We start from the raw sequence: 25,768 nt of genomic DNA on the forward strand, positions 1-25,768 counted from the left end.
ACGGGGGGCCCCGCGCCTCCGGCGCGGGCCCGTTCAGGCGGTGGGGTCACGTCCCTCCGTGAGGGCGTCCCACGAGTCGATCTCGTCCCCGCGGGGGCGCTCCGCGGGAGCGGTGCCGGGGCGCTCGTAGCGGCGGGCCGCGCTCCAGCCGCGCCCGGCGACGAGGGCCCACACCCCGCAGGCGGTCACGAGCAGGGCGGCGACGGCGGCCAGCCACGGCCAGACGGTGAGCACGTGCTCGCCGCCGGCGCCGACCATCCCGGTGGTCTCGCCCACGACCGGGCGGGCCGCCCCGGCCGGGTCGGCCAGCACGGCGGCGGTCGCCACCAGGGCGCCGACCCCGGCCAGCGCCACGACGGCGGCCACGACGGTGCGCAGGGCACGGCCCGTGACGGCGAGGGCCAGGGCGCCCGCGGCGGCGACCAGGCCCAGGGCCGTGACCGCCGGTGCGGCGTCGGAGCCGGCGACGTCCACGGCCACCGGCTCCAGCGTGGTCTCGGCGGTGGCGGCGACCCACGTGGCCGCCGAGCAGGCGAACAGGGCGAGGGCGGCGACCAGGCCGGCCAGGACCACGACCGGCTTGCGGGACAGGGCGCGCGCGGGGGCGGGGGCGGGCTCAGCCACGGGCGCTCCCCGTGCCGGGCACGGCCGTGCGCCCGAGGTCGAGGGGGCGCAGCCGCTGGGCGAGCAGCACGGCCCGCAGCGGGGCGGTGGCCTTGTTCAGCGACTCCTGGGCCTCGGTCTCGGGGTCGGAGTCGGCGACGATCCCGCCGCCGGCCTGGACGTAGGCACGTCCGTCCACGAGCAGGGCGGTGCGGATGGCGATGGCCATGTCCATGTCCCCGGCGAAGTCGAGGTAGCCGACGACCCCGCCGTAGACGGCCCGGCGCAGCGGCTCGTACTCGTCGAGCAGGCGCAGCGCCCGCGGCTTGGGCGCCCCGGAGAGCGTGCCCGCGGGGAAGGTCGCGGCCAGGACGTCGTAGGCGGTGGCGCCGGGGCGGATCCGTCCGACGACGTTGGAGCACAGGTGCATGATGTGGCTGAAGCGCTCGACCTCCATGAACTCGGTGACGTCCACGGAGCCGGGCACGGCGATCTTCGACAGGTCGTTGCGGGCGAGGTCCACGAGCATCAGGTGCTCGGAGCGCTCCTTCTCGTCCCGGAGCAGGTCCCGCTCGAGGGCGAGGTCCTCCTCGACGGTGCGCCCGCGCGGGCGGGAGCCGGCGATGGGGTGGGTGACGGCCTGGTCGCCCGTGACGGTCACCAGCGCCTCCGGGGAGGAGCCGACGACCGCGTAGGGACGGGCCTCGGCGTCCTCGAAGCTGTAGAGGTACATGTAGGGGCTGGGGTTGATGGCCCGCAGCATCCGGTAGACGTCGAGGGGGTCGGCCGAGCAGGCGGTCTCGAAGCGGCGGGAGACGACGACCTGGAAGACCTCGCCGTCGACGATGGCCTTCTTGCCCTCGACGATGGAGTTCAGGAACAGGGTGCGGTCCCAGCTCTGGGCGACCTCGGACTCGAGGTCGGCCTCGACCCCGCCGGAGTCCTCGAGGGTCGAGACGGCGGCGCCGGCCGGGGGCCCGGCGAGCTTCGCCAGCATCGCCCGGACGCGGGCCACGGCGTCGGCCCAGGCCTCGTCGACGCGCTCGTCGGTGTCGTCGAAGTTGACGGCGTTGGCGACGAGCAGCACGGTGCCGTCGGTGTTGTCGTGGATCGCGATGTCCGAGACGAGGTTCATGGCCAGCTCGGGGATCCCGAGGTCGTCCTCGGGCGGGTGCGGCAGCCGCTCCCAGCGGCGCACGGCCTCCCAGCCGACGAAGCCCACGAGCCCGGAGGTCAGCGGGGGCACGTCCTCGAAGCGCTCGGTGTGCAGCAGGGCCATCGTGTCGCGCAGGGCCTCGACGGGGCTGCCGCCGGTGGGCGCGCCGGCGGGGGCCTGCCCGAGCCAGTGCGCCTGCCCGTCCTTCGCGGTCAGCGTCGCCCGGGAGTTGGCGCCCACGAAGGAGTAGCGCGACCACACCCCGCCCTCGGCCGCGGACTCCATGAGGAAGGTCCCGGGGCGGGCGGTGCCGTCCTCGTCGAGGGCCAGGGCCCGGTAGAGGCCGATGGGGGTGAGGGCGTCGGCGAGGATCCGCAGGCGCACCGGGACGACGCGGCGCTCGGCCGCGAGCTCCCGGAACTCCTCGAGGGTGGGGCTGATGGTGCCCAGGTCCTGCATGGGTGGAACCTGTCTTCCTGGTGGTCTCCCGGGGCGGCCCGGGACGGGCGTGCGGGGGGCGGAGGGGCTCAGCCGGCGACGACGGCGCCGAGGTCGCGGCCGTCGAAGCACGTGCGGGTGCCGGTGTGGCAGGCGGGCCCGGACTGGTCGACCTGCACGAGCAGGGCGTCGCCGTCGCAGTCGAGGCTGACGGCGCGCACGTGCTGGACGTGCCCGGAGGTGTCGCCCTTGCGCCAGTACTCCTGCCGGGAGCGGGACCAGAAGGTCACCCGCCCCTCCGTGAGGGTCCGGCGCAGGGCCTCGTCGTCCATCCAGCCCAGCATCAGCACCTCCTTGGTGTCGTGCTGCTGCACGACGGCGGCCACGAGGCCGGCGGGGTCGCGCTTGAGGCGCGCGGCCACCGCGGGGTCCAGGGCGGCGGTTCCGGTGTCGGGGCTGTGCTCGTTCATCGGACCCATCCTATCGACCCGGGCCGCCGGTCCCTCCCGCCCGCGGCGGGTCGGCGTCCCGTCCGGTCCGCGTCCCGTCCGCGTTCCGCCCGACGTGCGTCCCGGCGCGGGGCCGGGGCGCACGTCGGAGCGCGCGTCCCGGGGCCGGGCGCCCCGGGAGCGGGGCGCCCGGCCCCGGGCGCGGGTCAGCGGCGGCCGAGCAGACCCCGCAGCACGCCCCCGAGGCCGCGGCCCCCGCTGCGGCGGGCACCGGCCTGGCCTGCGGCGTTGACCCCGCGGGCCCCGCGGCGGCCTCCGGCGGCACGCCCGGCGCCCCGCCCGGTGACGCTCCTGATGATGCTGTTCAGTCCCACGGTGGACTCCTCCGGTCGGTCTTCCGAGCGACGTCCGTCAGCTCACTGCCGACTGTACGCCCGCTGCCCGCCCGCGGCCACGGGGAGCTCAGCGGACCTCGTGGCCGGCCGCGCGCAGCGCCGCCTTGACCTCCGCGATGGCGTCGACGGGCCCGAAGTGGAAGATCGAGGCGGCGAGCACGGCGTCGGCGCCGGCGGCGACCGCGGGCGGGAAGTGCTCGGGGGCCCCGGCCCCGCCGGAGGCGATGAGGGGCACGTGCACCCGCGCGCGCACGGCGCGGATCATCTCGAGGTCGAAGCCCTCCCGGGTGCCGTCGGCGTCCATGGAGTTGAGCAGGATCTCCCCCACCCCGCGCTCCTGGGCCTCGTGCGCCCACGCGAGGGCGTCGAGGCCGGTGAGGGTGCGCCCGCCGTGGGTGGTGACCTCGAACCCGGAGGCGGTCCTGCCGGTGCGCCGGGCGTCGAGGGAGAGCACGAGGACCTGGCTGCCGAAGTGCGCGGTGATCTCGTCGATCACCGCCGGGCGGGCGACGGCGGCGGTGTTGATCGAGGCCTTGTCCGCCCCGCAGCGCAGCAGCCGGTCGACGTCGGCGACCTCGCGCACCCCGCCGCCGACGGTCAGGGGGATGAACACCTGCTCGGCGGTGCGGGTGACGACGTCGTAGGTCGTGGCCCGGGCCGCCGAGGACGCGGTGACGTCGAGGAACGTCAGCTCGTCGGCGCCGGCCTCGTTGTAGCGCTTGGCCAGCTCCACCGGGTCCCCGGCGTCGCGCAGGTTCTCGAAGTTCACGCCCTTGACGACGCGCCCGGCGTCGACGTCCAGGCACGGGATGACTCGTACGGCTACGCCCACGGGCGGGACCTCCTCGGCTGGTGTGCGGTCGGGCTCAGATGCGGGCGGCCTGGATGGGCGAGACGAGGATCGCGCGCGCGCCGACCTCGTAGAGCGCGTCCATGACCTTGTTGGTGTCGGCCTTGGGGACCATGGCCCGCACGGCCCAGGCGTTGCCGCGGCCCAGCGGGGAGATGGTGGGGCCCTCCATGCCGGGGGTGATCTGCGTGGCGGCGTCGATGAGCTCCTCGGCGATGTCGTAGTCCATCATCACGTACCGGCGGGCCACGAGCACGCCCTGCAGGCGCCGGCGCAGCACGGCCAGGCCCTCGGGCTCCTCGTCGCGGCGGCTGCGGATCAGCAGCGCCTCGGAGGTCATGATGGGGTCGCCGAAGACCTGCAGCCCGGCGGCGCGCAGGGTGTTGCCGGTCTCGACGACATCGGCGATGGCGTCGGCCACGCCCAGCCGGATGGAGGACTCCACGGCGCCGTCCAGGCGCACCACGGAGGCCTCGACGCCGCGGTCGGCGAGGTAGTCGCGCAGCAGCCCGTCGTAGCTGGTCGCGATCCGCCGGCCCGCCAGCTGCTCGAGGGAGGAGAACTCCCCGGCGGGCCCGGCGAAGCGGAAGGTCGAGCGGGCGAAGTCCAGGGCGAGGTCCTCGTCGGCGTGGGCCCCGGAGTCGAGCAGCAGGTCCCGGCCGGTGATCCCGACGTCGAGGGTCCCCCCGCCCACGTAGACCGCGATGTCGCGCGGGCGCAGGTAGAAGAACTCGATCCGGTGCTCGGGGTCCACGAGGACCAGCTCGCGGGAGTCCCGGCGCTGGCGGTACCCGGCCTCCTTGAGCATCGTGACGGCGGCTTCGGACAGGGCGCCCTTGTTGGGCACGGCGACTCGCAGCATGGGGATCCTTCTCGGCTTCGGTGGGGGCTGCCGGGCACGCCCGGCGGGCGGGCGGCTCAGAGGTGGGTGTAGACGTCCTCGAGCGACAGGCCCTTGGCGACCATCATCACCTGGACGTGGTAGAGCAGCTGCGAGATCTCCTCGGCGGCCTCCTCGAGGCTCTCGTGCTCGCAGGCCATCCAGACCTCGGCGGCCTCCTCGACGATCTTCTTGCCGATCCCGTGCACCCCGGTGTCCAGCTCGCGGACGGTGCCCGAGCCCTCCGGGCGGGTGACGGCTTTGTCGCTGATCTCGGCGAAGAGGGTCTCGAAGGTTTTCACGCCTCCAGGGTAGTCGCTCCGGGGACCTGCCCCGGACCGGGCGCGGCGCGGGCCGCTCCCCGTCCGGGTCCGGGCCTCAGGCGCCGAGGGAGCGCAGCAGGGCGGCGGTGCGCACCGCGGCGGCGGCGGCCTCGTAGCCCTTGTCCTCCTGGGAGCCGGGCAGCCCGGCCCGGTCGAGGCCCTGCTGCTCGGTGTCGCAGGTGAGCACCCCGAAGCCCACCGGCACCCCGGTGCGCACGGCCACGTCGGTGAGCCCCTGGGTGGCGGCGGAGCACACGTAGTCGAAGTGCGGGGTGCCGCCGCGGACCACGACGCCGAGGGCGACCACGGCGTCGGCCGTCGGCGCGAGGCGGGCCGCGGCCACGGGCAGCTCGAAGCTGCCGGGCACCTGCACGACGCGGGGCGCCTCCACGCCGGCGTCGGCCAGGGCGCGGCGGGCGCCGTCGAGCAGCCCGTCCATGATCACCGTGTGCCAGCTGGAGGCGATCACGGCCACGCGCAGGCCGCTCGCGTCCGTGCCGGCGAGGTCGATGTCAGGGGCTCCGTGTCCGCTCATGGGGTGCTCTCTCCTTCGGGGGCCGGGTCCGCGGCGGGGACGGTCCCCGCCGCGGCGGTCGGGGACCGCCCGGCGTCGCTGTTGAAACTGTCGCTGTCGGTGATCGCGGCGTCGTCGACGTGGTGGAGGCGGTGGCGCATCCGGTCGCGCTTGGTCGCGAGGTAGTCGTGGTTCTCGGGCCGGGCGGGGACCTCGTTGGGGACCATCTCCACAACCTCCACGCCCAGGTCGGCAAGGTGCTCGGCCTTGGCGGGGTTGTTGGACAGCAGCCGCACCCGGGTCAGCCCGAGCCGGTGCAGGATCGCGGCGGCGGCGGTGTAGTCGCGGGCGTCGGCGGGCAGGCCCAGCAGCTCGTTGGCCTCGACGGTGTCCGCTCCCCCGTCCTGCAGCTTGTAGGCCCGCAGCTTGTTGACCAGTCCGATGCCGCGGCCCTCGTGATTGCGCAGGTAGAGCAGCGTGCCGCCGTCGGCGGCGATCCGGCGCAGCGCCAGGTGCAGCTGGGGCCCGCAGTCGCAGCGGAACGACCCGAAGACGTCGCCCGTGAGGCACTCGGAGTGCAGCCGCACCAGCGGCGGCTCCCCCGCCGCGGCGTCCGCCGGAGGCGGGGCCGTGAGGCTCAGGTGCTCGGCGACGGGCTCGCCCGCGCCGCCGGGCAGCTGCCAGCCGACGACCTCGAAGGGACCCTCGGGAGTCGGCACGACGACCGGCTCCGAGGCCACCAGCGGCACGGCACGGGTCATCGGGAGCCCTCCCGCAGGTGCACCACCAGGTCCTCGATGCTGACCAGGAGCAGCCCGTGCCGGTCGGCGAACTCGCGCAGGGCGGGCAGGCGCATCATGGACCCGTCGTCGTGGACGAGCTCGGCGATCACGCCCACGGGCTGCAGCCCGGCCAGCGTGCACAGGTCCACGGCGGCCTCGGTGTGCCCCCGGCGCACGGCCACCCCGCCCGCCACCGCGCGCAGGGGCAGCATGTGCCCGGGCCGGGTGAGGTCGGCGGGAGCGGCCTGCGGATCGGCCAGCACGCGGGCGGTGAGGGCGCGGTCGGCGGCGCTGATGCCGGTGCTCACGCCGGTGCGGGCGTCGCAGGTGACGGTGTAGGCGGTGCCCTTGGCGTCCTCGTTGACGGCGACCATGGGCGGCAGCTGCAGCGCGTCGGCCCGGTCGGCGGGAAGGGGCACGCACACCACGCCCGAGGTGTGGCGGACGGTGAAGCCCATGAGCCGCTCGGTGGCGTGCTCGGCGGCGAAGACGAGGTCCCCCTCGTTCTCGCGGTCGGCGTCGTCGACGACGACGACGGCCGCGCCCCGGGCCACGGCCGCCACGGCCTCGGCGACGGGGTCGAGCCGGACCGGCGCGCCGGCCCCGGTCTGCGGGTGGGTGCTGCTGGTGGGCATCATGCTCCTTCTCCTGCCGCCGGGCCGGCGGGGCCCGCGGCGTCCGTGGCGGGCGCGGGAGCGGCCGCCGGGGTGCCGGTCCCGGCGAAGGCCAGCAGCCGCTGGGCGTACTTCGCGAGGACGTCGACCTCGAGGTTGACGGCCGAGCCCGCGGGCCGGGCCCCGAGCGTGGTCTCGGCCAGGGTGGCGGGGATCAGCCCGACCTCGAACCAGGGCTCGGGGTCGGCGGGGTCGCTGACGGCGGTGACGGTCAGGGACACGCCGTCGACCGCCACCGAGCCCTTCTCCGCGAGGAACGGGGCCAGGCGGGCCGGCACGCGCACGCGCACCCGCTCCCAGTCCCCCAGGTCCTCGCGCTCGGCCACCGTTCCGGTGCCGTCCACGTGGCCCTGGACCACGTGCCCGTCGAGCCGGCCGCCCGCGGGCACGCAGCGCTCGAGGTTCACGGCGTCCCCCGGCGCGAGCGCCCCCAGGGTCGTGCGGTGCAGGGTCTCGCCGATGACGTCGGCGTGGAACTGGCCCTCGGCCAGCTCCGCGGTGCGGGTCGCGGTGAGGCACACGCCGTTGACGGCGAGCGAGCCGCCGTGCGGCAGGTCGGCGACCAGCGGGCCGGCGTCGACGAGCAGCCGGGCGCTCGCGCCGTCCGGGCGCAGCTCGACCGAGCGGACGGTGCCCTGCCCGGCGACGATTCCTGTGAACATCGGTTCCTCCTCGGTGTGGCTGCTGGTCCGCGCCTGCTCCCCCGCGTCCGTCCCCGCCGGCCCGGGGAGCCGCGGCGCGCTCAGCACGCCGGGGCCGGCCGCAGGTGCAGCCACAGGTCGGGGCCCAGGCGGCGCACGGGTCCGCCCCCGGCCGGGTCCAGGCGCCAGCGGGAGGCGTCGGCGAGCGTGCCGACGCCGAGGTCCTCGAAGGCCGGCCGGCCGGCGCCCAGCAGCAGCGGGGCCTGGTAGAGGGCGAGCTCGTCGACGAGGTCGGCGCGCAGGAACGCCGCGGCGACCCCGGCCCCGCCCTCGACGAGCACGTGGCGGACGCCGGCGTCGTAGAGCTCCGCCAGCGCGGCGTGCGGGTCGTGGGTGAGCACCTGGCGGAACAGCCCGTCGTCGCCCCGGACGCGCGCCCGCTCGGGCACGGGGCGCAGGCCCATGGCCACGCGCAGCGGCTGGCGGGCGGGCACGGCGCCCTCGCCCGTGCGGGCGGTCAGGCGGGGGTCGTCGGCCAGGACGGTGCCGGTGCCCACGAGCACGGCGTCGGCCAGGGCGCGCAGGTCGTGGCCGTGCTCGCGGGCCGAGGACGAGGTGATCCACTGGCTGGTGCCGTCGGCGGCGGCGATCCGGGCGTCGAGGGACTGGGCGACCTTGAGGGTCACGAAGGGGCGCTGGGCGCGCATCGTCTCGGCCCACCGGTCGTTGAGGGCCTCGGCCTCGTCGGCCAGCGGGCCGGGGCGGACCTCGACCCCGGCTGCGCGCATGGTGCGCGCCCCGCCGGCGGCGGCGGTGGTGCGGTCGGGGGCGCCGTAGACGACGCGGGGCACCCCGGCGGCCACGATCGCCCGGGAGCACGGGCCGGTCCGGCCCCAGTGGTCGCAGGGCTCCAGGGAGACGTACATGGTGGTGCCGCGCAGGTCCGTGCCGGCGGCGGCGGCGCGCTGCAGGACGTCGACCTCGGCGTGGGGGGTGCCGGCGCCGCGGTGGTGGCCCTCGTGCAGGATCCGGCCGGAGGCGTCCACGAGGACCGCGCCCACGAGCGGGTTCGCGCCGCGCGGGCCGCGGGCGGCCGCGTGCAGCGCGGCCCGCATGGCCGCGCGCTCGGCGTCGCCGCCGTGGTCGCGCTGGGGGTGCATCTCCCGCCGTCCTTCCCCGGGTCTCCGACCGGGGGGCAGGACGACGGCGCCGGGCTCCCGGGCGTCCGCGTGGGCGCGCCGGCAGGGGGCGTCGAACGTGCTGCCTTCCATCCAGACTGTGACTGTCGGTACCGGAGTTCCACCGGTTCGGCCGGGCACCGCTCCCGGCGGGCGGCGGGCGCCTGCCGGTGCACGGTGTCCGGTTCGCGGACTGTGACCGCCGGTTCGGACTTGCACCGACCCCGGAACACGTTGTTGCCCCCGATTATGGCACAGCCCACGCGGGACCGGCGCCGCCCGCCCCGCGGGGTGGCGCCGACCGCTCAGCCCCGGGCCGCGCGGGCGGCCCCGCGCAGGGCGGCGATCGCCGCCTCGGGGTCCCCCGTGCCGTAGACGGCCGAGCCGGCCACGAAGGTGTCCGCACCGGCCTCGGCGGCGCGCACGATGGTCTCCTCGGTGATCCCGCCGTCGACCTGCAGCGCGACCTGCCCGCCCCCGGCGCGGATCGCCTCGGCGGCCCGGCGGATCTTCGGCAGCGTCACCTCGAGGAACGCCTGGCCGCCGAAGCCCGGCTCGACCGTCATGACCAGCAGCATGTCCAGCTCGGGGAGCAGGTCGAGGTAGGGCTCCACGGGCGTGGCCGGGCGCAGGGCCATCCCGGCGCGGGCGCCGTGGGCGCGCAGGTCGCGGGCGAGCTTGAGCGGGGCGCGGGCGGCCTCGGCGTGGAAGGTCACCGACTCGCAGCCGAGCTCGGCGTAGGCGGGGGCCCACCGGTCGGCGTCCTCGATCATGAGGTGGATGTCCAGCGGGACCGCGCTGACGGCCTGGATGCGCTCCACCACCGGCAGCCCCAGGGTGAGGTTGGGGACGAAGTGGTTGTCCATGACGTCCACGTGCACGGCGTCGGCGGTGCCGATCCGGCGCAGCTCCGTCTCGAGGTTGGCGAAGTCGGCGGAGAGCAGGGAGGGGTGGATGCAGGTCCGGGGCACGGGAGCTCCTGGGATTCGGTCGGTCGGGGTGCGGTCAGCGCCTGCGCAGCAGGGCCAGGAACATGGCGTCGGTGCCGTGGACGTGGGGCCACAGCTGGACGGTGGCGGGACCGCCGTCCCGGGACAGGCCCGGGTCGCGCTCGCCCTCGAGGGCCCCGGGCAGGGCCGCCTCCCGGACGGGGCCGAGGGCGTCGACCGCCTCGAGGTCCGCGCGCTCGCGCAGGACGTCCTCGACCACGGCCAGGGTCTCGGCCGCGTGCGGGGAGCAGGTGACGTAGGCGATCAGCCCGCCGGGGCGGGTGACGTCGGCCGCGGCCCGCAGCAGCTGCCGCTGGAGCGGCCCCAGCTCGGCGAGGTCCCGGGGGGTGCGCCGCCAGCGCGACTCGGGGCGGCGGCGCAGGGCGCCCAGCCCGGTGCACGGGGCGTCGACGAGCACCCGGTCGAAGCCGGCCTCGGCGGCGGGGCGCCCGCCCAGCAGCGCCGCGGCCTCCCGGCCGTCGCCCGTGCGCACCTCCCACGCCCGCGCGGGCACGGGGCGCAGGGCCCGGCGCACGAGCTCCGCCCGGTGCGGGGCGACCTCGTTGGCGGTCAGCCGGGCGCCGTGGGCGTCGGCGAGCGCGGCCAGCAGGGCGGCCTTCCCGCCGGGCCCGGCGCACAGGTCCAGCCAGCGCTCGCCGGCGGCGACGTCCCCGCCGGCGGCCACGAGGGCGCGGGCGACCAGCTGCGAGCCGGCGTCCTGGACGCGGACGCCGCCGGCGCGCACGGAGGCGAGCCGGTGCAGGTCCCCGCCGCTGCTGAGCGCCGAACCGGGCACGAGCTCCCCGGCCCGGGCCCCGGCCCCGAGGGCCTCGTCCAGCTCGCCCAGTCCGGGCAGCGCCACGAGGTTGACCACGGGGGGCGCGTTGTCGGCCTCGAGCAGCGCCTCGAGCTCGCCGGCGTCGCGGCCGTGGGCCACGAGCGCCTGGCGCAGGGCGCGGACCTGCCACGCCGGGTGGGCGTGGCGCAGGCCCAGGCGCGCGGTCTCGTCGGGGGCCTCGGCCTCGAGCTCGGCGGTCCAGGCCGCCAGGTCCTTGGCCGCGACCTTGCGCAGGACGGCGTTGACCAGGCCGCCGGGCCCGGCGCCGATCTCGGCGCGCACGAGGCCCACGGTGCGGTCCAGGGCGGCGTGGTCGGGCACGCGCATCGCGAGCAGCTGGTGGACGCCCAGGCGCAGGGCGTCGAGGACCGCGCCGTCGAGGCGGTCGAGGGGACGGTCCACGCACCGGGCCAGGACCGCGTCCCAGGTGCCCTGGCGGCGCAGCGCCCCGTAGGCCAGCTCGGTGGCGAAGGCGGCGTCCCGCCGGTCGAGCCGGTGGGCGCGCACCCGTCCGGGGAGCACGAGGTTGCCGTAGGCGCCCTCGGCGCTCACGGCCCGCAGCGTCTCGAACGCGGCCAGCCGGGCCGGGTCCGCGCCGCGGGTGCGCCGGGAGGGGGCCGCGGCGGAGCGCTGCCGCTCGGCGAGCCCGCGCCGGTTGCGCTCGTGGCCGCGGGCGTTGCGGCGGGAGCCGTCGCCGTGCTCGGGCCGCTGCCCGCGGCGGTCGTTCCCGCCGGGTGCCGACTCGCGGGGGCTCATCCGAGCACCACCCCGGCCGTGCCCGTGCCGCGCGCCCAGGCGGCGGCGTCCATGGCCTTCTTCCCGGCCGGCTGCACCTCGGTCAGGCGCACGGCGCCGGCGCCGGTGCCCACGAGCACCGACCCGTCGCGCAGGGCGCACTCGCCGGGGGCCAGGCCGTGCTCGTCCGGGCGGGGCTCGACGCGCCCGAGCTTGAGCCGGCGCCCGTCCAGGAGGGTCCAGGCACCCGGTTCGGGGCTCACCCCGCGCACCCGGGCGGCCACGGCGGCGGCGGGCTCGTCCCAGCGCACGCGGGCGTCCTCCCCGGTGAGCTTGGGGGCGAGGGTGACCTCCCCGTGCTGGGGCTCGGGGCGGGCGGTGCCGTCGACCACGGCCCGCAGCGAGTCCGCGAGCAGGGGCGCCGCGGTCCGGGAGAGCCGGTCCAGGACGGTGCCGGCGGTGTCCTCCGGGCGCACCGGGTCGGTCGTGGTGGCGATCACGGGCCCGGTGTCCAGCCCGGTCTCGAGCAGGAACGTGCTCGCCCCCGCGACCGTCTCCCCCGCCATGAGGGCCCGCTGGACGGGGGCCGCCCCGCGCCAGCGCGGCAGGAGGGAGAAGTGCAGGTTCACCCAGCCGTGCGGCAGCGCCTCGAGGGCCTCCCGCGGCACCAGCGCCCCGTAGGCGACCACCGCGGCGACGTCGGCGCCGAGCTCCCGGAGCCGTCCGGTCAGCGCGGCGTCCACGCGGTTGGCCTTCAGCACGGGCAGGCCCCGCCGCTCGGCCTCCTGGGCCACGGGCGAGGGCGTGAGCACCCTGCGCCGGCCCACGGGGGCGTCCGTGCGGGTGAGCACGCCGACGATCTCGGCGTCGGGGCGCTCGGCGAGGTGGACGAGGGGCGGCACGGCCACGGCGGGCGTGCCGGCGTAGAGGATCTTCACGAATCTCCTGGGGTCTGCAGGGGGAGGTGGGGCCGGGGTCAGGCGCCGAAGGCGGCGCCGCGCCGGGGTCCCGGGGCGGCACCGCGGGAGCCGGCCCCGAAGGAGGAGCCGACGGACCCGGCCCGCTCCCCCGCGACCTCGCCCACGACCCGGCCGTAGTCGGCGGCGCGCAGGGTGCGCATCGCCTCCCGCCGGGCGGGGCCCTCGAGGCGGTCGACGTAGAGGCGCCCGTCCAGGTGGTCGGTCTCGTGCTGGAGCAGCCGGGCGAGCAGCCCGGTGCCCTCGACGACCAGGGGCTCGCCGTGGACGTCCGTGCCCGTGACGCGGGCCCAGTTCCGGCGCGGGGTCTCGAAGCCGAGCCCGGGCACGGACAGGCAGCCCTCCCCGCCCTCCTGGGGTTCCTCGCCGACCTCCAGCACCGGGTTGACGACGTGGCCGCTCGAGCCCTCGACCGCCCACGTGAACACGCGCAGGCTCACCCCGACCTGGGGCGCGGCCAGGCCGACGCCGCCGACGTCGAGCATCGTCTCGTGCATGTCCGCCACGAGGCGGCGCAGGGCGTCGTCGTGCACCGTGACCTCCTGCGCGCGGGTGCGCAGGACGGGGTCGCCGATGGTGCGGACGGGCAGGATGGGCATGGAGGGACCTCGCTTCCGACCCTCCCGAGTCTACGGGCCGCCCGGCGCCCGGGCACGCCGGGGCGTCAGTCGGCGGCCGGGGCGGTCACGGGCGGGGGCGGCACGGGGCGCAGGGCGGGCCCCGCGGCGGCCAGGGCGGTCTCGTGCGTCCAGACCCGGTGCAGGGCGCAGAACTTGTACCAGTGGGCCTCGAGCACCGCCGGCACCGCCTGCACGGGCACGACCTCGGTCTCCCCGATCGCGACGCCCAGCAGCAGGTCGGCGTCGCCGTGGGCCCAGGGCTCCCACCGGCCGGTCTCGGCGTCGACGAGCTGCTCCTCGGCCTTGAGGCCGGCGACGAGCTGGGTGACGACCTTGGGGTCCAGGGCCTTGACCCGCCCGTCCCGGTCGGTGCCCTTGGTCTTGTAGTCGATCAGGCAGGTGCGCCCGGCGATGCGGGCCACGAGGTCGAGGGTGCCGGCGTAGCCGACGGTGGAGTTCCACACGGTGACCTCGACCGCGAGCGGCTCGGGGGCGTAGAGGTCCCACCACTCGTCGAAGCGGGAGGCGAAGCGCTCCTCGCCGTGCTCGGCGAGGGTCGCGCGGGCCTCGGCGGCCCGGTGCGGGCGGCCCATGGCGCGCAGGGCGATCTGCTCGGCGTAGGAGTGCACCCGGTCGCCGCGGGCGGCGGCGGCGTCCCGGTGGCGCTCGGCGGCCTTCGCGGCGTCGCGGACCACGGCGCGCAGCTGCGCGGGCGAGCCGAGGGCCTGGCGCAGCCGGTCGTCGCGCACGGCGGCCTGGGCGGCGGTGTAGCCGTACCAGCCGCCGAGGTCGTGGGCGGCGCGGGAGATGACCGTGGTGATGGACGGGACGGTGGCCTGCTCCGAGGTGGAGCGCGCGTACATCCTGCCGTACTCGGTCTGCTCCGCCAGCCTGGGCTGTGTCACGCCGCTCGCCGCCTTCCCCGCTCTCGCCGCCCCGGTCCCCCGGGCTCCGTCCGGCACGCTACCGGGCGCCTCGGACAGGACGCACCCCGGGCACGGCGAAGGCCCCGGCTCGCTGAGCCGGGGCCTTCGCCCTCGTGCGCGATACTGGGATCGAACCAGTGACCTCTTCCGTGTCAGGGAAGCGCGCTACCGCTGCGCCAATCGCGCCTGTCCGCCGGCACCCTCGCGGGAACCGTCGGTGCGTGGTGGGTGTGCACCGAGGTGGAGACGGGATTCGAACCCGCGTTGACGGCTTTGCAGGCCGCTGCCTAACCACTCGGCCACCCCACCGGGGACCTCGTCCTCGCGGACGGGGCCGCTGGTCACGGCACGGGGTGCCGTGACCTGAGCGAGCGGACGACGGGAGTCGAACCCGCGACATCCACCATGGCAAGGTGGTGCTCTACCAGCTGAGCTACGTCCGCATGTCTGTCCGGGCGATCGGCGATCGTCCGGTTCGGAACTCTAGCACAGCTGCTCCTCCCGGTCGCCCGGTGGTCGGCCCTGTGCGGCACCCGGTGGTCCCGCCTCGCGGCGGTCCCGGTGGGAACCCGTGTTCCTGACAGGGAAAGACTGTACGGGACCGCTCGCCGGAACGCCAAATCGCCCCGGCACGGGCCGCCGGGGGCCACCGGCGCCGGGCCGGGTCACCCCCTGCCGGAGCCGCCCCGGCTTCCATCGGGGCCGGCGCGTGCGCCCGGGCGGGCCCGCAGACGGCCGCTCCGGGGGTCACGGAACGGCCTCCGGCGCGCGCCCCGGTCCCGTTTGGCCACCGCGACGGATGTGCGTTATGGTTCTGGAGCAGCAAGCGCGATTGGCGCAGTGGTAGCGCGCTTCGTTCACACCGAAGAGGTCACTGGTTCGAACCCAGTATCGCGCACGGCAGATAGGGACAAGGCCCCGGCTCCTCGTGAGCCGGGGCCTTCGTCGTGCCCGGGGCGGGCTCCCCGCGCCCCGGTGCCGCTGCGGCCTCACCGGGGACCGCGTGCTCGCGAGGGTCCCCCGGTGCCCGCGGACGGCCCTCCCGCGCGGCACGCCCCGCCGGGGCGGGGCCTCACACGGCCGAGACGTCGCCCAGGATCCCCTCGCGGGCGAGGGCGGTGAGCCGGGAGACGGCCCGGTAGTACTTCTTCTGGTAGCCGCCGGCCATCATCTCCGGGGTGAAGACCTGGTCGAAAGGCCGGCCCGAGGCGATGATCGGCAGGTTCTTGTCGTAGAGACGGTCGGCGAGCACCACGAAGCGCAGCGCCACGGCCTGCTGCTCGATGGTGCGCACCTCGCGCCAGACCACCGCGTCGACGCCCTCGATGAGCTTGCGGTAGCGGGAGGGGTGGACGTGCGAGAGGTGCTCGACGAGGTCCGCGAACGCGTCGGCGGCCACGACCCGGCCCCCGAAGCGCTGCTCGACCACCGCCTCGAGCTCCACGTCCGCGAGCGGGGCCGGGGCCTGCGGCAGCCCGCGGTGGCGGAAGTCCTCGCCGTCGATGCGCAGCACCTCGAACTGGTCGGCGAGGACCTGGATCTCGCGCTGGAAGTCCTGGGCGGCGAAGCGGCCCTCGCCCAGGGAGCCCGGCAGGGTGTTGGAGGTGGCCGCGATCCGCACCCCGGCGTCGGAGAGCTCCCGCATCAGCCGGGACATCAGCACGGTGTCCCCCGGGTCGTCGAGCTCGAACTCGTCGATGCACACGAGCGTGTAGGAGCTCAGCGCGTCGACGGCCTTGCGGAAGGTCAGGGCGCCCACGAGGTTGGTGTACTCCACGAACGTGCCGAAGGCCTTGGGCCCGGGCACGGCGTGCCACAGGGAGGCGAGCAGGTGGGTCTTGCCCACGCCGAAGCCGCCGTCGAGGTAGATGCCCTGGCGCACGTCCGTCCGGGACCCGCCCCCGAAGAGACGGGCGAGGAAGCCGCCGCCCCCGTCCCGGCCCACCGAGTCCGCGAACCGGCGCAGCTCCTCCACGGCCCGCGCCTGCGAGGGCTGCTGCGGGTCGGGCCGGTAGGTGTCGAAGGAGACCTCCCCGAAGCGCTCCGACGGCCGGAAGCCCGCCAGCAGTTCATCCGCCGACACGTGCGGGCGGCGGTCGGTGAGGTGGACGGTCTCGGTGCTCAAGGGGCGACCTCTCTGTCCGCCGGGAGCGGCGGTTCGGTGGGCGGTCCGCGCGCCGGCGGGCGCACGACGGTGCTCCCGCGATCCTATCCGCCGCGCCCCGGCCGCGGTGCGGGGCCGGGGCGCGGGGCCGGGACGGGGAGCCGGGACGGGGAGCCGCGCCGGGGCGGGGCGCACCTGCCGGTCCCGGCCCCTAAGCTGGGGGCAGACCTGGCCCGCGAGGGTCCCCCGCTCCCGACCCGGAAGGAACCACCATGGGCGTTGCCGTGGAGAACAACGACGAGTTCGCGCAGTACGCGCACCCCGAGAAGCTGGTGTCGACCCAGTGGGTCGCCGACCACCTGGACGACCCCGGCGTGGTCGTCGTCGAGTCCGACGAGGACGTGCTGCTCTACGAGACCGGCCACGTGCCCGGTGCCGTCAAGGTCGACTGGCACACCGACCTCAACCGTCCCGACACCCGCGACTACGTGGACGGCGCCGGCTTCGCGGAGCTGATGTCGCGCAAGGGCATCTCCCGCGACACGACCGTGGTGGTCTACGGCGACAAGTCCAACTGGTGGGCCGCCTACGCGCTGTGGGTCTTCGAGCTCTTCGGCCACCCCGACGTGCGCCTGATGAACGGCGGGCGCGACAAGTGGGTCGCCGAGGGCCGCGAGCTGTCCACCGAGAAGGTCGAGCGCCCGCGCGCCGACTACCCCGTCGTCGAGCGCGAGGACGCCCGGGGCCGGGCCTACCAGGAGGACGTGCTCGCCCACCTCGGGCGGGGCCCGCTGATCGACGTGCGCTCGCTGCCCGAGTACACGGGCGAGCGCACCCACATGCCCGACTACCCGCAGGAGGGCACCCTGCGCGGCGGGCACATCCCCACCGCCGCGTCCGTGCCGTGGGCCCGGGCGGCGGCCGAGGACGGGCGGTTCCGCCCGCGGGCCGAGCTCGAGGCCGTCTACCGCGACGAGGCGGGGCTGAGCGACGACGACGACGTCATCGCCTACTGCCGCATCGGCGAGCGCTCCTCGCACACGTGGTTCGTGCTCAAGTACCTGCTGGGGTTCGAGAAGGTCCGCAACTACGACGGGTCCTGGACGGAGTGGGGCAACTCGGTGCGCGTGCCGATCGTGCTGGGCGAGGAGCGCGGCGAGGCCCCGGGGGCCGGGGCGTGAGCGCGGCGCTGCCGGCCCAGCTCGAGGAGCTGGTCGAGGACTTCACGGCCGTGCCGCAGGAGGACAAGCTGCAGCTGCTGCTCGAGTTCTCCCGGTCGCTGCCGGCGCTGCCGGAGCGGCTGGGCGAGCACCCCGAGGAGCTCGAGCAGGTCGTGGAGTGCCAGTCCCCCCTGTTCCTGGCCGTCGAGTGGGCCGAGGACGCCGCCCCGGGCCCGGAGACCCCCGTGCGGCTGTTCTTCTCAGCGCCCGCGGAGGCCCCGACGACCCGCGGCTTCGCCTCGATCCTGCACGAGGGCCTCGACGGGCTGCCCGCCCGGGAGGTCCTGGCGGTCCCCGACGACCTGCCGGAGCGCTTCGGGCTCACCCAGCTCGTCTCGCCCCTGCGGATGCGGGGGATGTCCGCGATGCTCGCCCGGATCAAGCGCCGGGTCCGCGAGCTCCAGGAGGGCTGAGCGCCGTGGCCGGGCGCGGCCGGACGGGACCCACCGCCGCGGTGGCCGTGCTCGAGGACGCGGGGGTGGCCCACGTGCTGCACCCCTACGACCACGACCCGGGCGCGGCGTCCTTCGGCGCGGAGGCCGCCGCCGCCCTGGGCCGCGACCCGGGCCAGGTGCTCAAGACGCTGATGGTCGTCCACGACCGGGACTGGGCGGTCGCGGTCGTGCCCGTCTCCGCCCGGCTGTCCCTGCGGGCGGCCGCGGCGGCACTGGGGTGGAAGCGCGCGGCCCTGGCCGAGCCGCGGGCGGCGGAGCGGCGCACCGGCTACGTGGTCGGCGGGATCTCGCCGCTGGGCCAGCGCACGCCCGCACCGCTGCTGCTCGACGACTCGGCGCTCGCGTGGGAGACCGTGCTGGTCTCCGGCGGACGGCGGGGCCTCGACGTCGAGCTCGCCCCCGCCGACCTGCTGCGGCTGACCGGCGGCCGGACCGCGGCGCTTCAGGCCTGAGCGCCCGCGCCCGCCGCACCCTCGGCCGCGGTGCTGCCCGCACCGGCGGCGGTGCCGGGCGCGGGCCCGGTCGTGCGCGCGTGCTCGGCCAGCCGCTGCGGCAGCCAGGAGCGCACCGCGTCCTCCCAGCGGCGCGGGTCCACGTTCCACTCCTTGGTGTGCCGGGCCCGGGTGAAGGGCACGAAGTCGACCAGCGGGCTGAGCTCGGCGAGCCGGCGGGAGCCGGCCGCGGGCACGAACTCGTCGTCGACCGAGTGCAGCACCAGGGTGCGGGTGCGCAGGTGCTGGGCGCGGGAGAGCCAGTCCAGGGCCTTGAGGTCCACCGGGGCCGCCAGCCCGGTGAGCATCCGGCCGGCGGGGTGGGAGATCAGGTTCGTGGCCAGCCGCCCGATCCCGGAGGGGATCCGCCGGGTGCGGGAGTGGTGGGCGATGAGCTCGAACCAGTCCACGACCGGGCCGGTGAGCACGAGGGCGGCGATGTCGTCCCGGTAGAACGTCAGGTCGGCCGTCTGCAGCGCGATCGCCCCGCCCATCGACCAGCCGAAGAGCACGATCTGGGTCGCCCCCCGGGACTTCGCGTAGCTGATCGCCGTCTGGACGTCCTTCCACTCGGTGAACCCGAGGCCGTAGCGGAAGTCGTGGGTGGGCGGGGCCTCCCGGTCGTTGCGGTAGGAGATCAGCAGCGAGGTCAGCCCGAGGGCGCGGGCCGTGGGCACGGCCCGGATCGTCTCCATGCGGCTGGCGCCGCGGCCGTGGACCATGATCGCCCACGGGCCGGGCAGCATCCGGGGCCGCTCCCCCGCCGGGGTGGGACCGCCGTGGGCGGGCACGACCCAGCACGGGGCCGGGCCGACCTCGATGGGGATCTCGACCTCCTCGTACGGCAGGCCGGCGGCCCCCGGGTCGGGGTAGACGGTCCCGGACCAGAAGCCCCGGCTCGCCCGGGACAGGTCGCCCGAGTAGACCTCCTCGACGACGCGGGTGACCGTGCCCTCCGCGGGCGACCAGGAGCGGATGGCCCCGATCCGGGCGTGGCCGCGGCCGGCGTCGAAGCGCAGGCTGTAGGTGCCCTCCACGGTCGTGTCCACGGTGGCCGGCAGCCGCACGACCGTCTCGGCGCCGGGCTCGCCCTCCTCCCCCGTGCGGGACGTGCCCAGCACGGGCAGGTCCTCGGAGCGGTAGCGCGGGGGCACCACGACCTGCCGGGCGAAGTAGGCCGCGGCGGCGCTGGAGAGCCCGAACGTCAGCGAGGCCGCGCCGACGGTCGCCGCGGCGCCGACCACCGCTCCCCGGGCCCACTGCGCGGCCGGCTCGGGATCGGGGGCGGCGGGCGGCAGGAGTCGACGGAGCATGTCCCCAGTCTTCCACGGGCGCCCGCCGGGGCCCGGGCATAACCCCGCCCGGCACGTCGTTGTCCCTGCGGACGGCCCGGCCCGCCGGCCGCGGAGCCCCGCGGGGACCGGACCGGGAGCCAGCACCCGACCCAGGAGGACGCCATGACCGAGACCACCCGCCCCGGCGAGGCCGCCGGGGAAGCCCCCCGCACCGAGCAGGACTGGCGCGCGGTCCTGACCCCCGAGGAGTTCCACGTCCTCCGGGAGGCCGGGACGGAGCGGCCCTTCACCGGCGAGTACTGGAACACCACGACCGAGGGCGTCTACGGCTGCCGGGCCTGCGGGGCCGAGCTGTTCCGCTCGGACACGAAGTTCGACGCCCACTGCGGCTGGCCCTCGTTCTGGGCCCCGCTCGCGGAGGACAGGGTGCGCTACCTCAAGGACACGAGCCTGGGCGCCGAGCGCGTCGAGGTCCGGTGCGCGGCCTGCGACTCCCACCTCGGGCACGTCTTCGGCGGCGAGGGCTTCCCCACGCCCACCGACCTGCGCTACTGCATCAACTCGGTCTCCGTCCGCCTCGTGCCCGCGCAGTCCTGACGGCCCCGCCGCCGGCCGGACCCGCCGCGCCGCGGGGCGGGCGGCGTGGCACGGCCCGCGCGGGCGGGCCAGCGCCTACCCTGCCAGTGTGAGTGCGGACAACGGCCTGTCGCAGGTGCCCCAGGACTTCCGGGCCGCCCTCGCCCATCTGCGCCGGGCGCACCCGCGGGACGGCATCGAGCTCACCGAGATCCCCGCCCCCGGCCACCTCGCCCCGTTCGCGGTGGCCGTGCGGGCCGACGTCCGCCGGGTCGCGGGCGTCGTCGCCGCGCCGGCCGCGGGCCGCCGCTCCGGTCCGGCCGCGGACGTCCTCGTGGCCGGTGGCCGCTCGGGCGGTGCGGCCGGCGACGAGCTGGCCACCGGGCGCTTCGTGCTGCTCCACGACCCCGCCGAGCCCCCGGCCTGGGGCGGGGCCTTCCGGGTCGTGACCTGGGCCCGCGCGGCGGTCGCCCGGGAGGTCGGCCGGGACGCGGGCACGGGCGCGCTCGCGTGGGCCTGGCTGCTCGAGGCGCTCGAGCGGCACCGGGCCGGATATTCTCGGGAGGGCGGCACCGCGTCCCGGGTCCTCGCGGAGGGCTTCGGGGTGCTGGGCGACCAGGAGGAGGGCGCCGACGTCGAGCTGCGCGCGGCGTGGACGCCCGACGGCCCCGACGTGGAGCCCCACCTGGCGGCCTGGGCGGACACGGTCTGCACCTTCGCCGGCCTGCCGCCCTACCCGCAGGGCGTGACCGTGCTGCACCCGCGCCGCTGAGGACCACCCCGACCGACCGCGCCCCGCCCCGGGGCCGAGACAGAATCGAAGACGACCCCGTGACCGAGCCAGCCGCCCGATCCGCCGCGACCGAGAACCCCGCGACCCCCGTGGTCGCCGGCTTCGAGGACTACGCGATCCCCGACAGCGTGCACCTGTCCGCGCCGTTCGACGGCATCCCGCCCGTGATCGGGACCGCCGCCGGGCTCGAGCGGGCCGCGGCCGCGGTCGCCGCGGGCACCGGCCCGGCCGCCATCGACACCGAGCGGGCCTCCGGGTTCCGCTACGGCCAGCGGGCCTTCCTCGTGCAGCTGCGCCGCGAGGGCGTCGGGACGCTGCTGATCGACCCGGAGGCCACCGGCTCGCTGGCCGTGCTCGGGGAGGCGCTCTCGGGCGTGGAGTGGGTCCTGCACGCGGCCACCCAGGACCTGCCCTCCCTGCGGGCGCTGGACATGCACCCGGACGCGCTGTTCGACACCGAGCTGGGCGGGCGGATCGCCGGGCTGCGCCGGGTCGGGCTCGCGGCGATGACCGAGGAGCTGCTGGGCTACACCCTCGCCAAGGAGCACTCCGCGGTGGACTGGTCGCGGCGGCCGCTGCCGACGGACTGGCTCAACTACGCCGCGCTCGACGTGGAGATGCTCATCCAGCTGCGCTGGGCCCTCGAGGACGTGCTGCGGGAGGGCGGCAAGCTCGAGTGGGCGCTGCAGGAGTTCGAGGCGGTGCGCACCGCGCCGCCGGCGCCCCCGCGCAAGGACCCGTGGCGGCGGACCTCCGGGATCACGAAGGTCAAGGGCCGCCGCCAGCTCACCGCGCTGCGCAACCTGTGGGAGGAGCGCGAGAAGCTCGCCCAGCACAAGGACCTCTCCCCCGGCCGGCTGCTGCCCGACGCGGCGCTCGTGGCCGCCGCGCAGGCGATGCCGCGCACGGTCCCGCAGCTGCTGGCGACCCCCGGCTTCCACGGGCGGCTGGCCGCCCGCGAGGGCCCCCGCTGGGTGCGCGCGGTCGACGAGGCCCGGCGGGCCACCGAGCTCGTGCCCTTCACCGTCCGCTCGGAGGCCCTGCCGCCGGTGAAGGCCTGGGAGGCCAAGCGGCCCGAGGCGGCCGCCCGGCTGAAGGCCCTCAAGCCGATCGTGGCGCGGCTGGCCGAGGAGCACGGGCTGCCCACGGAGAACCTCCTGACCCCGGAGCACCTGCGGCGACTGTGCTGGCAGCCGCCGCGCAGCACCTCCGACCAGGCCGTCGCGGACCGGCTCACCGCCCTCGGGGCCCGGCCGTGGCAGGTCGAGCTCACCGCGCCCGCGCTGGCCGCGGCCTGGCGGGAGCTGCGGGCCCGCAAGCGGGCCGAGCGGGAGACCGCAGCCCACCACACGGAGCACGCGGACCCCGGGCTCGGCGGCGCGGACGCCGACGGGACCGCCGACGCCGATCCCGGCCACGGGCCGGAGGGCCGGTCCGGAGAGGACCGGAGCGCCGGCTGAGCCGGCGCGGAGCGCTCCGGCGACCGGGCGCACGAGGGCCCCGGCCGTCCGGCCGGGGCCCTCGTGCGCGGCGGGTCGGGCCCGTCGCCGGACCGGTCAGTGCCCGGGCCCGCCCTCGGCGGGACGGGGCTCGGCCGGGGACATCGGGGACTCGGGGGTCACCGGCTCCGCCGCGCGCAGGTCGGCGTAGTCGCTCGAGGCGCCGGTGCCGCCGGCCGGGGTCCCGCCCCCGTCACCGGAGCCCCCGGTGACCTTGTCCCTGACGGTCGCCGAGGCGTCGGAGGCCTTCGCCCCGACCGTGCCGGCGGCCTTCTTGGCACCGTCGGCCAGCTTCTCGCCGACGACGGGAACCTCGGCCTTGACCCAGTCGGTGCCCTCGGAGACCTTCTCCTGGACCTTGGGGTCCTGCCACGTGCGCAGGGCGTTGGCCTTGAGGGTCTCGTAGCTCTTGCGACCCGAGGCCGAGCCGACCACGAAGCCGACGCCGAAGCCCGTCGCGAAGATGAGGCGCTTGATCATGGTGGTGTCCTTCCGTCCGTCCGGGCGGGTCCCGGACCGTGTGCTGTGGTCGTCATCCTACTGACGACCTCCCGCGTCCCGACACCGCCCCGGCGGGTGCTCCGCTGTGGGCGATCACCGCCGCGGACGCCGGCACCCCGGCCGGGCGGGGGCCGGCCGGCCCGCCTAGACTGGCGCCGGACCCGTCCCCTCGCCCAGGAGATCCCCGTGCACCAGCAGCCCGCGCCCCCGCCGAACCCCCCGACCGCGCTGCCGCCCGGGGCCGCGCCGCACCCCGCACCGCCGGGGGCGCCGCCGGGCGCGGGCTCCGGGCCGTCGCGGCGCCTCGTGCTCGGGGCGACCGGGCTGGCCGCCGGTGCGGCGCTGACCGCGTGCGGCGGCGGGGACGAGCCGCAGGGCGCGGCCGGCACGGTCGACGCCGGGGCGCTGGAGGACCTGCCCGTCGGCTCGGGCCTGAGGGTGGACCGCGACGGGGTGCAGGCCGTCGTCGGACGCCCGGCGGAGGGGACGGTGGTGGCCTACTCCCCCGTGTGCCCGCACCAGGGGTGCACGGTCGCCCCGCGCGACGGCGCCTACGTCTGCCCGTGCCACGACTCGCGCTTCGACCTGGCCACCGGGGAGGTTCTCGCCGGGCCCGCCGAGACCGGGCTCGAGCCCCGCGACGTCCGCGTGGAGGGCGGCCGGATCCTCCTGGAGGGGTGAGCCGGCCGCCGTCGTCCGGGGCCGGGAGCGCGCACGGGGGACCCGCCGCGGGCCGCTGCCGGCCGGGGGCGCCCCGGTGCCCGGGCCGGGGCCGTGCGCTCAGCCGCGGTGGCGCAGGCGGGCGTCGTCGGCCACGTCCTGCCGGCCGGGCACGACCGGCCCGGCCCCGGTGTCCGGGCCGGCGGAGCGGGCGTACGGCACCCGGGTGCCGAGCACGGAGGCGAGCGTGTCCTGGGCGACGCGCCGGGCGGTGAGCCCCACGCGCTCGAGGACCTGGGCGCGGGAGCCGTGGGCGAGGAACTCGGTGGGCAGGCCCACCTCGTTGAGGGCGGTGTCCACGCCCGCCGCGCGCATCTCCTGGCGGATCCGGGAGCCGATGCCCCCGGCGCGCACGCCGTCCTCGACGACGACGACGATCCGGTGCTGCGCGGCGAGCTCGAGCACGGCGCCCGGCACGGGCAGCACCCACCGGGGGTCGACCACGGTCGAGGAGACGCCGTGGGCCTCGAGCCGGTCGGCGACGTCGAGGACCAGCCCGCTCATCGCCCCGACCGACACCAGCAGGACGTCGCGTCGGGCGCCGGGCGCGGTGCTCTCGGCCCCGCGCCGGGCGAGCACGTCCACGCCGTCCCCGAGGCGCTCGAGGGCGGGGACGGGCGCGCCGACGGAGCCCTTCGGGTAGCGCACCACCGTGGGGGCGTCGTCGACGGCCACGGCCTCGCGCAGCTCCTCCACGAGGGTGGGCTCGTCGCGCGGGGCGGCCAGGTGCAGCCCGGGCACGATCTGCAGCAGCGCCAGGTCCCACATCCCGTGGTGGCTGGGGCCGTCGGGACCGGTGACCCCGGCCCGGTCGAGGACCACGGTGACCCCGGCCCGGTGCAGGGCGACGTCCATCAGCAGCTGGTCGAAGCCGCGGTTGAGGAAGGTCGCGTAGAGGGCCACGACGGGGTGCAGGCCGCCGTAGGCCATCCCGGCGGCCATGGCGATCGCGTGCTGCTCGGCGATGCCGACGTCGACCACGCGCTCCGGGTGGGCGGCCTGCATCTTCTGCAGCCCCACGGGGATGAGCATCGCGCCGGTGATGCCCACGACGTCCTCGCGCTCGTCGGCGATGCGGGCGATCTCGTCGCGGAACACGGCCGTCCAGCTGCGCTCGGAGCTGGTGGCGGTCGAGCGCCCGGTCACCGGGTCGATCACGCCCACCGCGTGGAACTGGTCGTCCACGTGGGCGGTCGCCGGGCCGTAGCCGTGGCCCTTCTCGGTGATGGCGTGCACGATCACGGGCCCGCCGAAGTTCTTCGCGTTGGACAGCGCCTGCTCGAGGGCCTCGAGGTCGTGGCCGTCGACCGGGCCCACGTACTTCATGCCGAGGTCCTCGAAGATGCCCTGGGGCACCACGACGTCCTTGATCCCCTGCTTCATCCCGTGCAGCCCGCGGTAGACCATCTCGCCCAGGGGCCCGGAGGAGGCGAGCAGCCGCTTGACCGACTCGAGGGTCTGCTCGTAGCGGCGGTCGGTGCGCACCGCGTCCACCCCCTGCTGGACGCTGGCCTGCAGCTCGGCGAGGTGGTTGGCGAAGCCGCCGACGGTCGGCGCGTAGGAGCGGCCGTTGTCGTTGACGACGATCACGACCTTCCGGCGCCGGTCGGAGGCGATGTTGTTCACGGCCTCCCAGGCCATGCCGCCCGTCAGGGCGCCGTCGCCGACGACGACCACGGTGTGGCGGTCGTCCTGACCCGTCATTGCGTAGCCGCGCGAGATCCCGTCGGCCCAGGACAGGGAGGAGGACGCGTGGGAGGACTCCACGATGTCGTGCACGGACTCCCCGCGGTCGGGGTAGCCGGCGAGCCCGCCCTGCTGGCGCAGGGTGGAGAAGTCCTTCCGGCCCGTGAGCAGCTTGTGCACGTAGGACTGGTGGCCGGTGTCGAAGACGATCGAGTCGCGCGGCGAGTCGAAGACCCGGTGCACCGCGACGGTCAGCTCGACCACGCCGAGGTTCGGGCCCAGGTGCCCGCCGGTGGCGGAGACGTGGGTGACGAGGAAGTCGCGGATCTCCGCCGCGAGCTCCGTCAGCTCGGCACGGCTCAGCCCCGCGAGGTCCTCCGGTCCGGAGACCCGCTCCAGCACGCTCATGCTTCCTCCGCTCTGCTCGGCGCTCGTTGCCCGCCCCCCGGGGTCCTCCGGG

28 protein-coding genes and 4 tRNA genes are annotated in these 25,768 nt (G+C 76.7%); 8 read left to right on the top strand and 24 right to left on the bottom strand.

Annotation, left to right across the window (positions count from 1 at the left end; all coding sequences use genetic code 11):
- Positions 1 to 33 precede the first annotated feature (33 nt).
- The 20 genes from LQU92_RS02160 to LQU92_RS02255 all read right to left on the bottom strand — a co-directional run bounded on the left by LQU92_RS02160 (position 34) and on the right by LQU92_RS02255 (position 14,411).
- On the bottom strand, positions 34 to 624 hold the full coding sequence (locus LQU92_RS02160) for a Trp biosynthesis-associated membrane protein (RefSeq protein ID WP_230660375.1): 591 nt from the start codon (positions 622 to 624) through the stop codon (positions 34 to 36).
- Entirely contained in the window at positions 617 to 2,218 is a 1,602-nt protein-coding gene (locus LQU92_RS02165) for an anthranilate synthase component I (RefSeq protein WP_230660378.1), read from the bottom strand. Before LQU92_RS02165 ends, LQU92_RS02160 begins: the two co-directional genes overlap by 8 nt.
- Before the next feature lie 68 nt (positions 2,219 to 2,286).
- On the bottom strand, positions 2,287 to 2,667 hold the full coding sequence (gene hisI, locus LQU92_RS02170) for a phosphoribosyl-AMP cyclohydrolase (protein WP_230660381.1): 381 nt from the start codon (positions 2,665 to 2,667) through the stop codon (positions 2,287 to 2,289).
- Between the two features lie 185 nt (positions 2,668 to 2,852).
- Entirely contained in the window at positions 2,853 to 3,020 is a 168-nt protein-coding gene (locus LQU92_RS02175; protein WP_180814688.1) for a hypothetical protein, read from the bottom strand.
- Between the two features lie 88 nt (positions 3,021 to 3,108).
- Positions 3,109 to 3,873 carry an imidazole glycerol phosphate synthase subunit HisF gene (hisF, locus tag LQU92_RS02180; RefSeq protein WP_101852482.1) on the bottom strand — a complete coding sequence of 255 codons (765 nt, stop codon included), beginning with the start codon at positions 3,871 to 3,873 and terminating at the stop codon, positions 3,109 to 3,111.
- Between the two features lie 34 nt (positions 3,874 to 3,907).
- Positions 3,908 to 4,753: an ATP phosphoribosyltransferase gene (hisG, locus tag LQU92_RS02185; RefSeq protein ID WP_112255392.1), complete on the bottom strand. Its 846-nt coding sequence runs from the start codon at positions 4,751 to 4,753 to the stop codon at positions 3,908 to 3,910.
- A gap of 56 nt (positions 4,754 to 4,809) precedes the next feature.
- The gene (locus tag LQU92_RS02190; protein ID WP_058858630.1) at positions 4,810 to 5,073 is read right to left on the bottom strand and encodes a phosphoribosyl-ATP diphosphatase; all 264 of its coding nucleotides are present in this window, start codon (positions 5,071 to 5,073) and stop codon (positions 4,810 to 4,812) included.
- Positions 5,074 to 5,149: 76 nt separating this feature from the next.
- Positions 5,150 to 5,629: a 6,7-dimethyl-8-ribityllumazine synthase gene (gene ribH, locus LQU92_RS02195; RefSeq protein WP_058858629.1), complete on the bottom strand. Its 480-nt coding sequence runs from the start codon at positions 5,627 to 5,629 to the stop codon at positions 5,150 to 5,152.
- Positions 5,626 to 6,369: a GTP cyclohydrolase II gene (locus LQU92_RS02200; RefSeq protein WP_230660384.1), complete on the bottom strand. Its 744-nt coding sequence runs from the start codon at positions 6,367 to 6,369 to the stop codon at positions 5,626 to 5,628. The genes ribH and LQU92_RS02200 overlap by 4 nt, the downstream gene beginning before the upstream one ends.
- Complete coding sequence (gene ribB / locus LQU92_RS02205) at positions 6,366 to 7,025, bottom strand: 3,4-dihydroxy-2-butanone-4-phosphate synthase (protein WP_083529369.1); 660 nt, start codon at positions 7,023 to 7,025, stop codon at positions 6,366 to 6,368. Before ribB ends, LQU92_RS02200 begins: the two co-directional genes overlap by 4 nt.
- The gene (locus LQU92_RS02210; RefSeq protein WP_101852485.1) at positions 7,025 to 7,726 is read right to left on the bottom strand and encodes a riboflavin synthase; all 702 of its coding nucleotides are present in this window, start codon (positions 7,724 to 7,726) and stop codon (positions 7,025 to 7,027) included. The genes ribB and LQU92_RS02210 overlap by 1 nt, the downstream gene beginning before the upstream one ends.
- An 80-nt stretch (positions 7,727 to 7,806) precedes the next feature.
- On the bottom strand, positions 7,807 to 8,865 hold the full coding sequence (ribD, locus tag LQU92_RS02215; protein WP_058858627.1) for a bifunctional diaminohydroxyphosphoribosylaminopyrimidine deaminase/5-amino-6-(5-phosphoribosylamino)uracil reductase RibD: 1,059 nt from the start codon (positions 8,863 to 8,865) through the stop codon (positions 7,807 to 7,809).
- Between the two features lie 323 nt (positions 8,866 to 9,188).
- A complete protein-coding gene (gene rpe / locus LQU92_RS02220; RefSeq protein WP_101852486.1) occupies positions 9,189 to 9,854 on the bottom strand; it encodes a ribulose-phosphate 3-epimerase in 666 nt (221 codons plus the stop codon).
- Positions 9,855 to 9,888: 34 nt separating this feature from the next.
- A complete protein-coding gene (locus tag LQU92_RS02225) occupies positions 9,889 to 11,466 on the bottom strand; it encodes an RsmB/NOP family class I SAM-dependent RNA methyltransferase (protein WP_230660386.1) in 1,578 nt (525 codons plus the stop codon).
- Positions 11,463 to 12,383 carry a methionyl-tRNA formyltransferase gene (fmt, locus tag LQU92_RS02230; RefSeq protein ID WP_101852488.1) on the bottom strand — a complete coding sequence of 307 codons (921 nt, stop codon included), beginning with the start codon at positions 12,381 to 12,383 and terminating at the stop codon, positions 11,463 to 11,465. The genes LQU92_RS02225 and fmt overlap by 4 nt, the downstream gene beginning before the upstream one ends.
- A 38-nt stretch (positions 12,384 to 12,421) precedes the next feature.
- Positions 12,422 to 13,021: a peptide deformylase gene (gene def / locus LQU92_RS02235; RefSeq protein WP_230660389.1), complete on the bottom strand. Its 600-nt coding sequence runs from the start codon at positions 13,019 to 13,021 to the stop codon at positions 12,422 to 12,424.
- 65 nt (positions 13,022 to 13,086) lie between these two features.
- Positions 13,087 to 13,947: a cytochrome gene (locus LQU92_RS02240; protein ID WP_101852490.1), complete on the bottom strand. Its 861-nt coding sequence runs from the start codon at positions 13,945 to 13,947 to the stop codon at positions 13,087 to 13,089.
- 135 nt (positions 13,948 to 14,082) lie between these two features.
- A tRNA-Val gene (locus tag LQU92_RS02245) sits at positions 14,083 to 14,154 on the bottom strand.
- 52 nt (positions 14,155 to 14,206) lie between these two features.
- Positions 14,207 to 14,277: transfer RNA gene (locus LQU92_RS02250), tRNA-Cys, on the bottom strand.
- Between the two features lie 61 nt (positions 14,278 to 14,338).
- Positions 14,339 to 14,411, bottom strand: a tRNA-Gly gene (locus LQU92_RS02255).
- Between the two features lie 383 nt (positions 14,412 to 14,794).
- Here LQU92_RS02255 and LQU92_RS02260 point away from each other — a divergent pair.
- Positions 14,795 to 14,866 (top strand) — tRNA-Val (locus LQU92_RS02260).
- A gap of 174 nt (positions 14,867 to 15,040) precedes the next feature.
- On the opposite strand, the gene zapE is transcribed toward LQU92_RS02260, so the two are convergent.
- The gene (zapE, locus tag LQU92_RS02265) at positions 15,041 to 16,093 is read right to left on the bottom strand and encodes a cell division protein ZapE (RefSeq protein WP_230660392.1); all 1,053 of its coding nucleotides are present in this window, start codon (positions 16,091 to 16,093) and stop codon (positions 15,041 to 15,043) included.
- A 251-nt stretch (positions 16,094 to 16,344) separates the two neighbouring features.
- On the opposite strand from zapE, the gene LQU92_RS02270 reads away from it, so the two are divergent.
- The 3 genes from LQU92_RS02270 to ybaK are packed head-to-tail and all read left to right on the top strand — an operon-like array spanning position 16,345 to position 18,199.
- Positions 16,345 to 17,253, top strand: a complete 909-nt coding sequence (locus tag LQU92_RS02270; protein WP_101852492.1) for a sulfurtransferase — start codon at positions 16,345 to 16,347, stop codon at positions 17,251 to 17,253.
- Entirely contained in the window at positions 17,250 to 17,705 is a 456-nt protein-coding gene (locus LQU92_RS02275) for a SufE family protein (protein WP_230660395.1), read from the top strand. Before LQU92_RS02270 ends, LQU92_RS02275 begins: the two co-directional genes overlap by 4 nt.
- 5 nt (positions 17,706 to 17,710) lie before the next feature.
- Entirely contained in the window at positions 17,711 to 18,199 is a 489-nt protein-coding gene (gene ybaK, locus LQU92_RS02280) for a Cys-tRNA(Pro) deacylase (RefSeq protein ID WP_180814690.1), read from the top strand.
- Here the strand turns inward: ybaK and LQU92_RS02285 are convergent.
- Complete coding sequence (locus LQU92_RS02285) at positions 18,190 to 19,551, bottom strand: S9 family peptidase (RefSeq protein ID WP_101852493.1); 1,362 nt, start codon at positions 19,549 to 19,551, stop codon at positions 18,190 to 18,192. The two genes, ybaK and LQU92_RS02285, sit on opposite strands and share 10 nt — an antisense overlap.
- A gap of 144 nt (positions 19,552 to 19,695) precedes the next feature.
- Between LQU92_RS02285 and msrB the strand changes: the two genes are divergently transcribed.
- From msrB to LQU92_RS02300, 3 genes are all read left to right on the top strand, one after another.
- Positions 19,696 to 20,130, top strand: coding sequence for a peptide-methionine (R)-S-oxide reductase MsrB (gene msrB, locus LQU92_RS02290; RefSeq protein WP_058858618.1), 435 nt, complete (start codon positions 19,696 to 19,698; stop codon positions 20,128 to 20,130).
- 88 nt (positions 20,131 to 20,218) lie between these two features.
- Positions 20,219 to 20,881, top strand: a complete 663-nt coding sequence (locus tag LQU92_RS02295) for a DUF3000 family protein (protein ID WP_058858617.1) — start codon at positions 20,219 to 20,221, stop codon at positions 20,879 to 20,881.
- 59 nt (positions 20,882 to 20,940) lie between these two features.
- Positions 20,941 to 22,362, top strand: coding sequence for an HRDC domain-containing protein (locus LQU92_RS02300; RefSeq protein WP_374229617.1), 1,422 nt, complete (start codon positions 20,941 to 20,943; stop codon positions 22,360 to 22,362).
- A gap of 96 nt (positions 22,363 to 22,458) precedes the next feature.
- Here LQU92_RS02300 and LQU92_RS02305 read toward each other — a convergent pair whose 3' ends face one another.
- Positions 22,459 to 22,881 (bottom strand): hypothetical protein, encoded by a 423-nt coding sequence (locus LQU92_RS02305; RefSeq protein WP_101852494.1) that lies wholly within the window; start codon positions 22,879 to 22,881, stop codon positions 22,459 to 22,461.
- Between the two features lie 207 nt (positions 22,882 to 23,088).
- Between LQU92_RS02305 and LQU92_RS02310 the strand changes: the two genes are divergently transcribed.
- Entirely contained in the window at positions 23,089 to 23,583 is a 495-nt protein-coding gene (locus LQU92_RS02310) for a Rieske (2Fe-2S) protein (protein WP_230660398.1), read from the top strand.
- Positions 23,584 to 23,682: 99 nt separating this feature from the next.
- Here the strand turns inward: LQU92_RS02310 and dxs are convergent, their stop codons facing one another.
- Complete coding sequence (gene dxs, locus LQU92_RS02315; protein ID WP_230660401.1) at positions 23,683 to 25,716, bottom strand: 1-deoxy-D-xylulose-5-phosphate synthase; 2,034 nt, start codon at positions 25,714 to 25,716, stop codon at positions 23,683 to 23,685.
- Positions 25,717 to 25,768 lie beyond the last annotated feature (52 nt).

It is taken from the genome of Kocuria sp. LUK (assembly GCF_021012935.1).
Classification (GTDB): Bacteria; Actinomycetota; Actinomycetes; order Actinomycetales; family Micrococcaceae; genus Kocuria; species Kocuria flava.

Bases quoted from the DNA above. Each gene is read 5' to 3' on its own strand.
- ribD (WP_058858627.1), bottom strand. From the start codon at position 8,865: ATGCACCCCCAGCGCGACCACGGCGGCGACGCCGAGCGCGCGGCCATG.
- LQU92_RS02225 (WP_230660386.1), bottom strand. From the start codon at position 11,466: ATGAGCCCCCGCGAGTCGGCACCCGGCGGGAACGACCGCCGCGGGCAG.
- msrB (WP_058858618.1), top strand. From the start codon at position 19,696: ATGACCGAGACCACCCGCCCCGGCGAGGCCGCCGGGGAAGCCCCCCGC.
- hisG (WP_112255392.1), bottom strand. From the start codon at position 4,753: ATGCTGCGAGTCGCCGTGCCCAACAAGGGCGCCCTGTCCGAAGCCGCC.
- hisI (WP_230660381.1), bottom strand. From the start codon at position 2,667: ATGAACGAGCACAGCCCCGACACCGGAACCGCCGCCCTGGACCCCGCG.
- def (WP_230660389.1), bottom strand. From the start codon at position 13,021: ATGCCCATCCTGCCCGTCCGCACCATCGGCGACCCCGTCCTGCGCACC.
- LQU92_RS02200 (WP_230660384.1), bottom strand. From the start codon at position 6,369: ATGACCCGTGCCGTGCCGCTGGTGGCCTCGGAGCCGGTCGTCGTGCCG.
- LQU92_RS02210 (WP_101852485.1), bottom strand. From the start codon at position 7,726: ATGTTCACAGGAATCGTCGCCGGGCAGGGCACCGTCCGCTCGGTCGAG.
- dxs (WP_230660401.1), bottom strand. From the start codon at position 25,716: ATGAGCGTGCTGGAGCGGGTCTCCGGACCGGAGGACCTCGCGGGGCTG.
- LQU92_RS02305 (WP_101852494.1), bottom strand. From the start codon at position 22,881: ATGATCAAGCGCCTCATCTTCGCGACGGGCTTCGGCGTCGGCTTCGTG.
- ribH (WP_058858629.1), bottom strand. From the start codon at position 5,629: ATGAGCGGACACGGAGCCCCTGACATCGACCTCGCCGGCACGGACGCG.
- ribB (WP_083529369.1), bottom strand. From the start codon at position 7,025: ATGCCCACCAGCAGCACCCACCCGCAGACCGGGGCCGGCGCGCCGGTC.
- LQU92_RS02165 (WP_230660378.1), bottom strand. From the start codon at position 2,218: ATGCAGGACCTGGGCACCATCAGCCCCACCCTCGAGGAGTTCCGGGAG.
- LQU92_RS02270 (WP_101852492.1), top strand. From the start codon at position 16,345: ATGGGCGTTGCCGTGGAGAACAACGACGAGTTCGCGCAGTACGCGCAC.
- LQU92_RS02285 (WP_101852493.1), bottom strand. From the start codon at position 19,551: ATGCTCCGTCGACTCCTGCCGCCCGCCGCCCCCGATCCCGAGCCGGCC.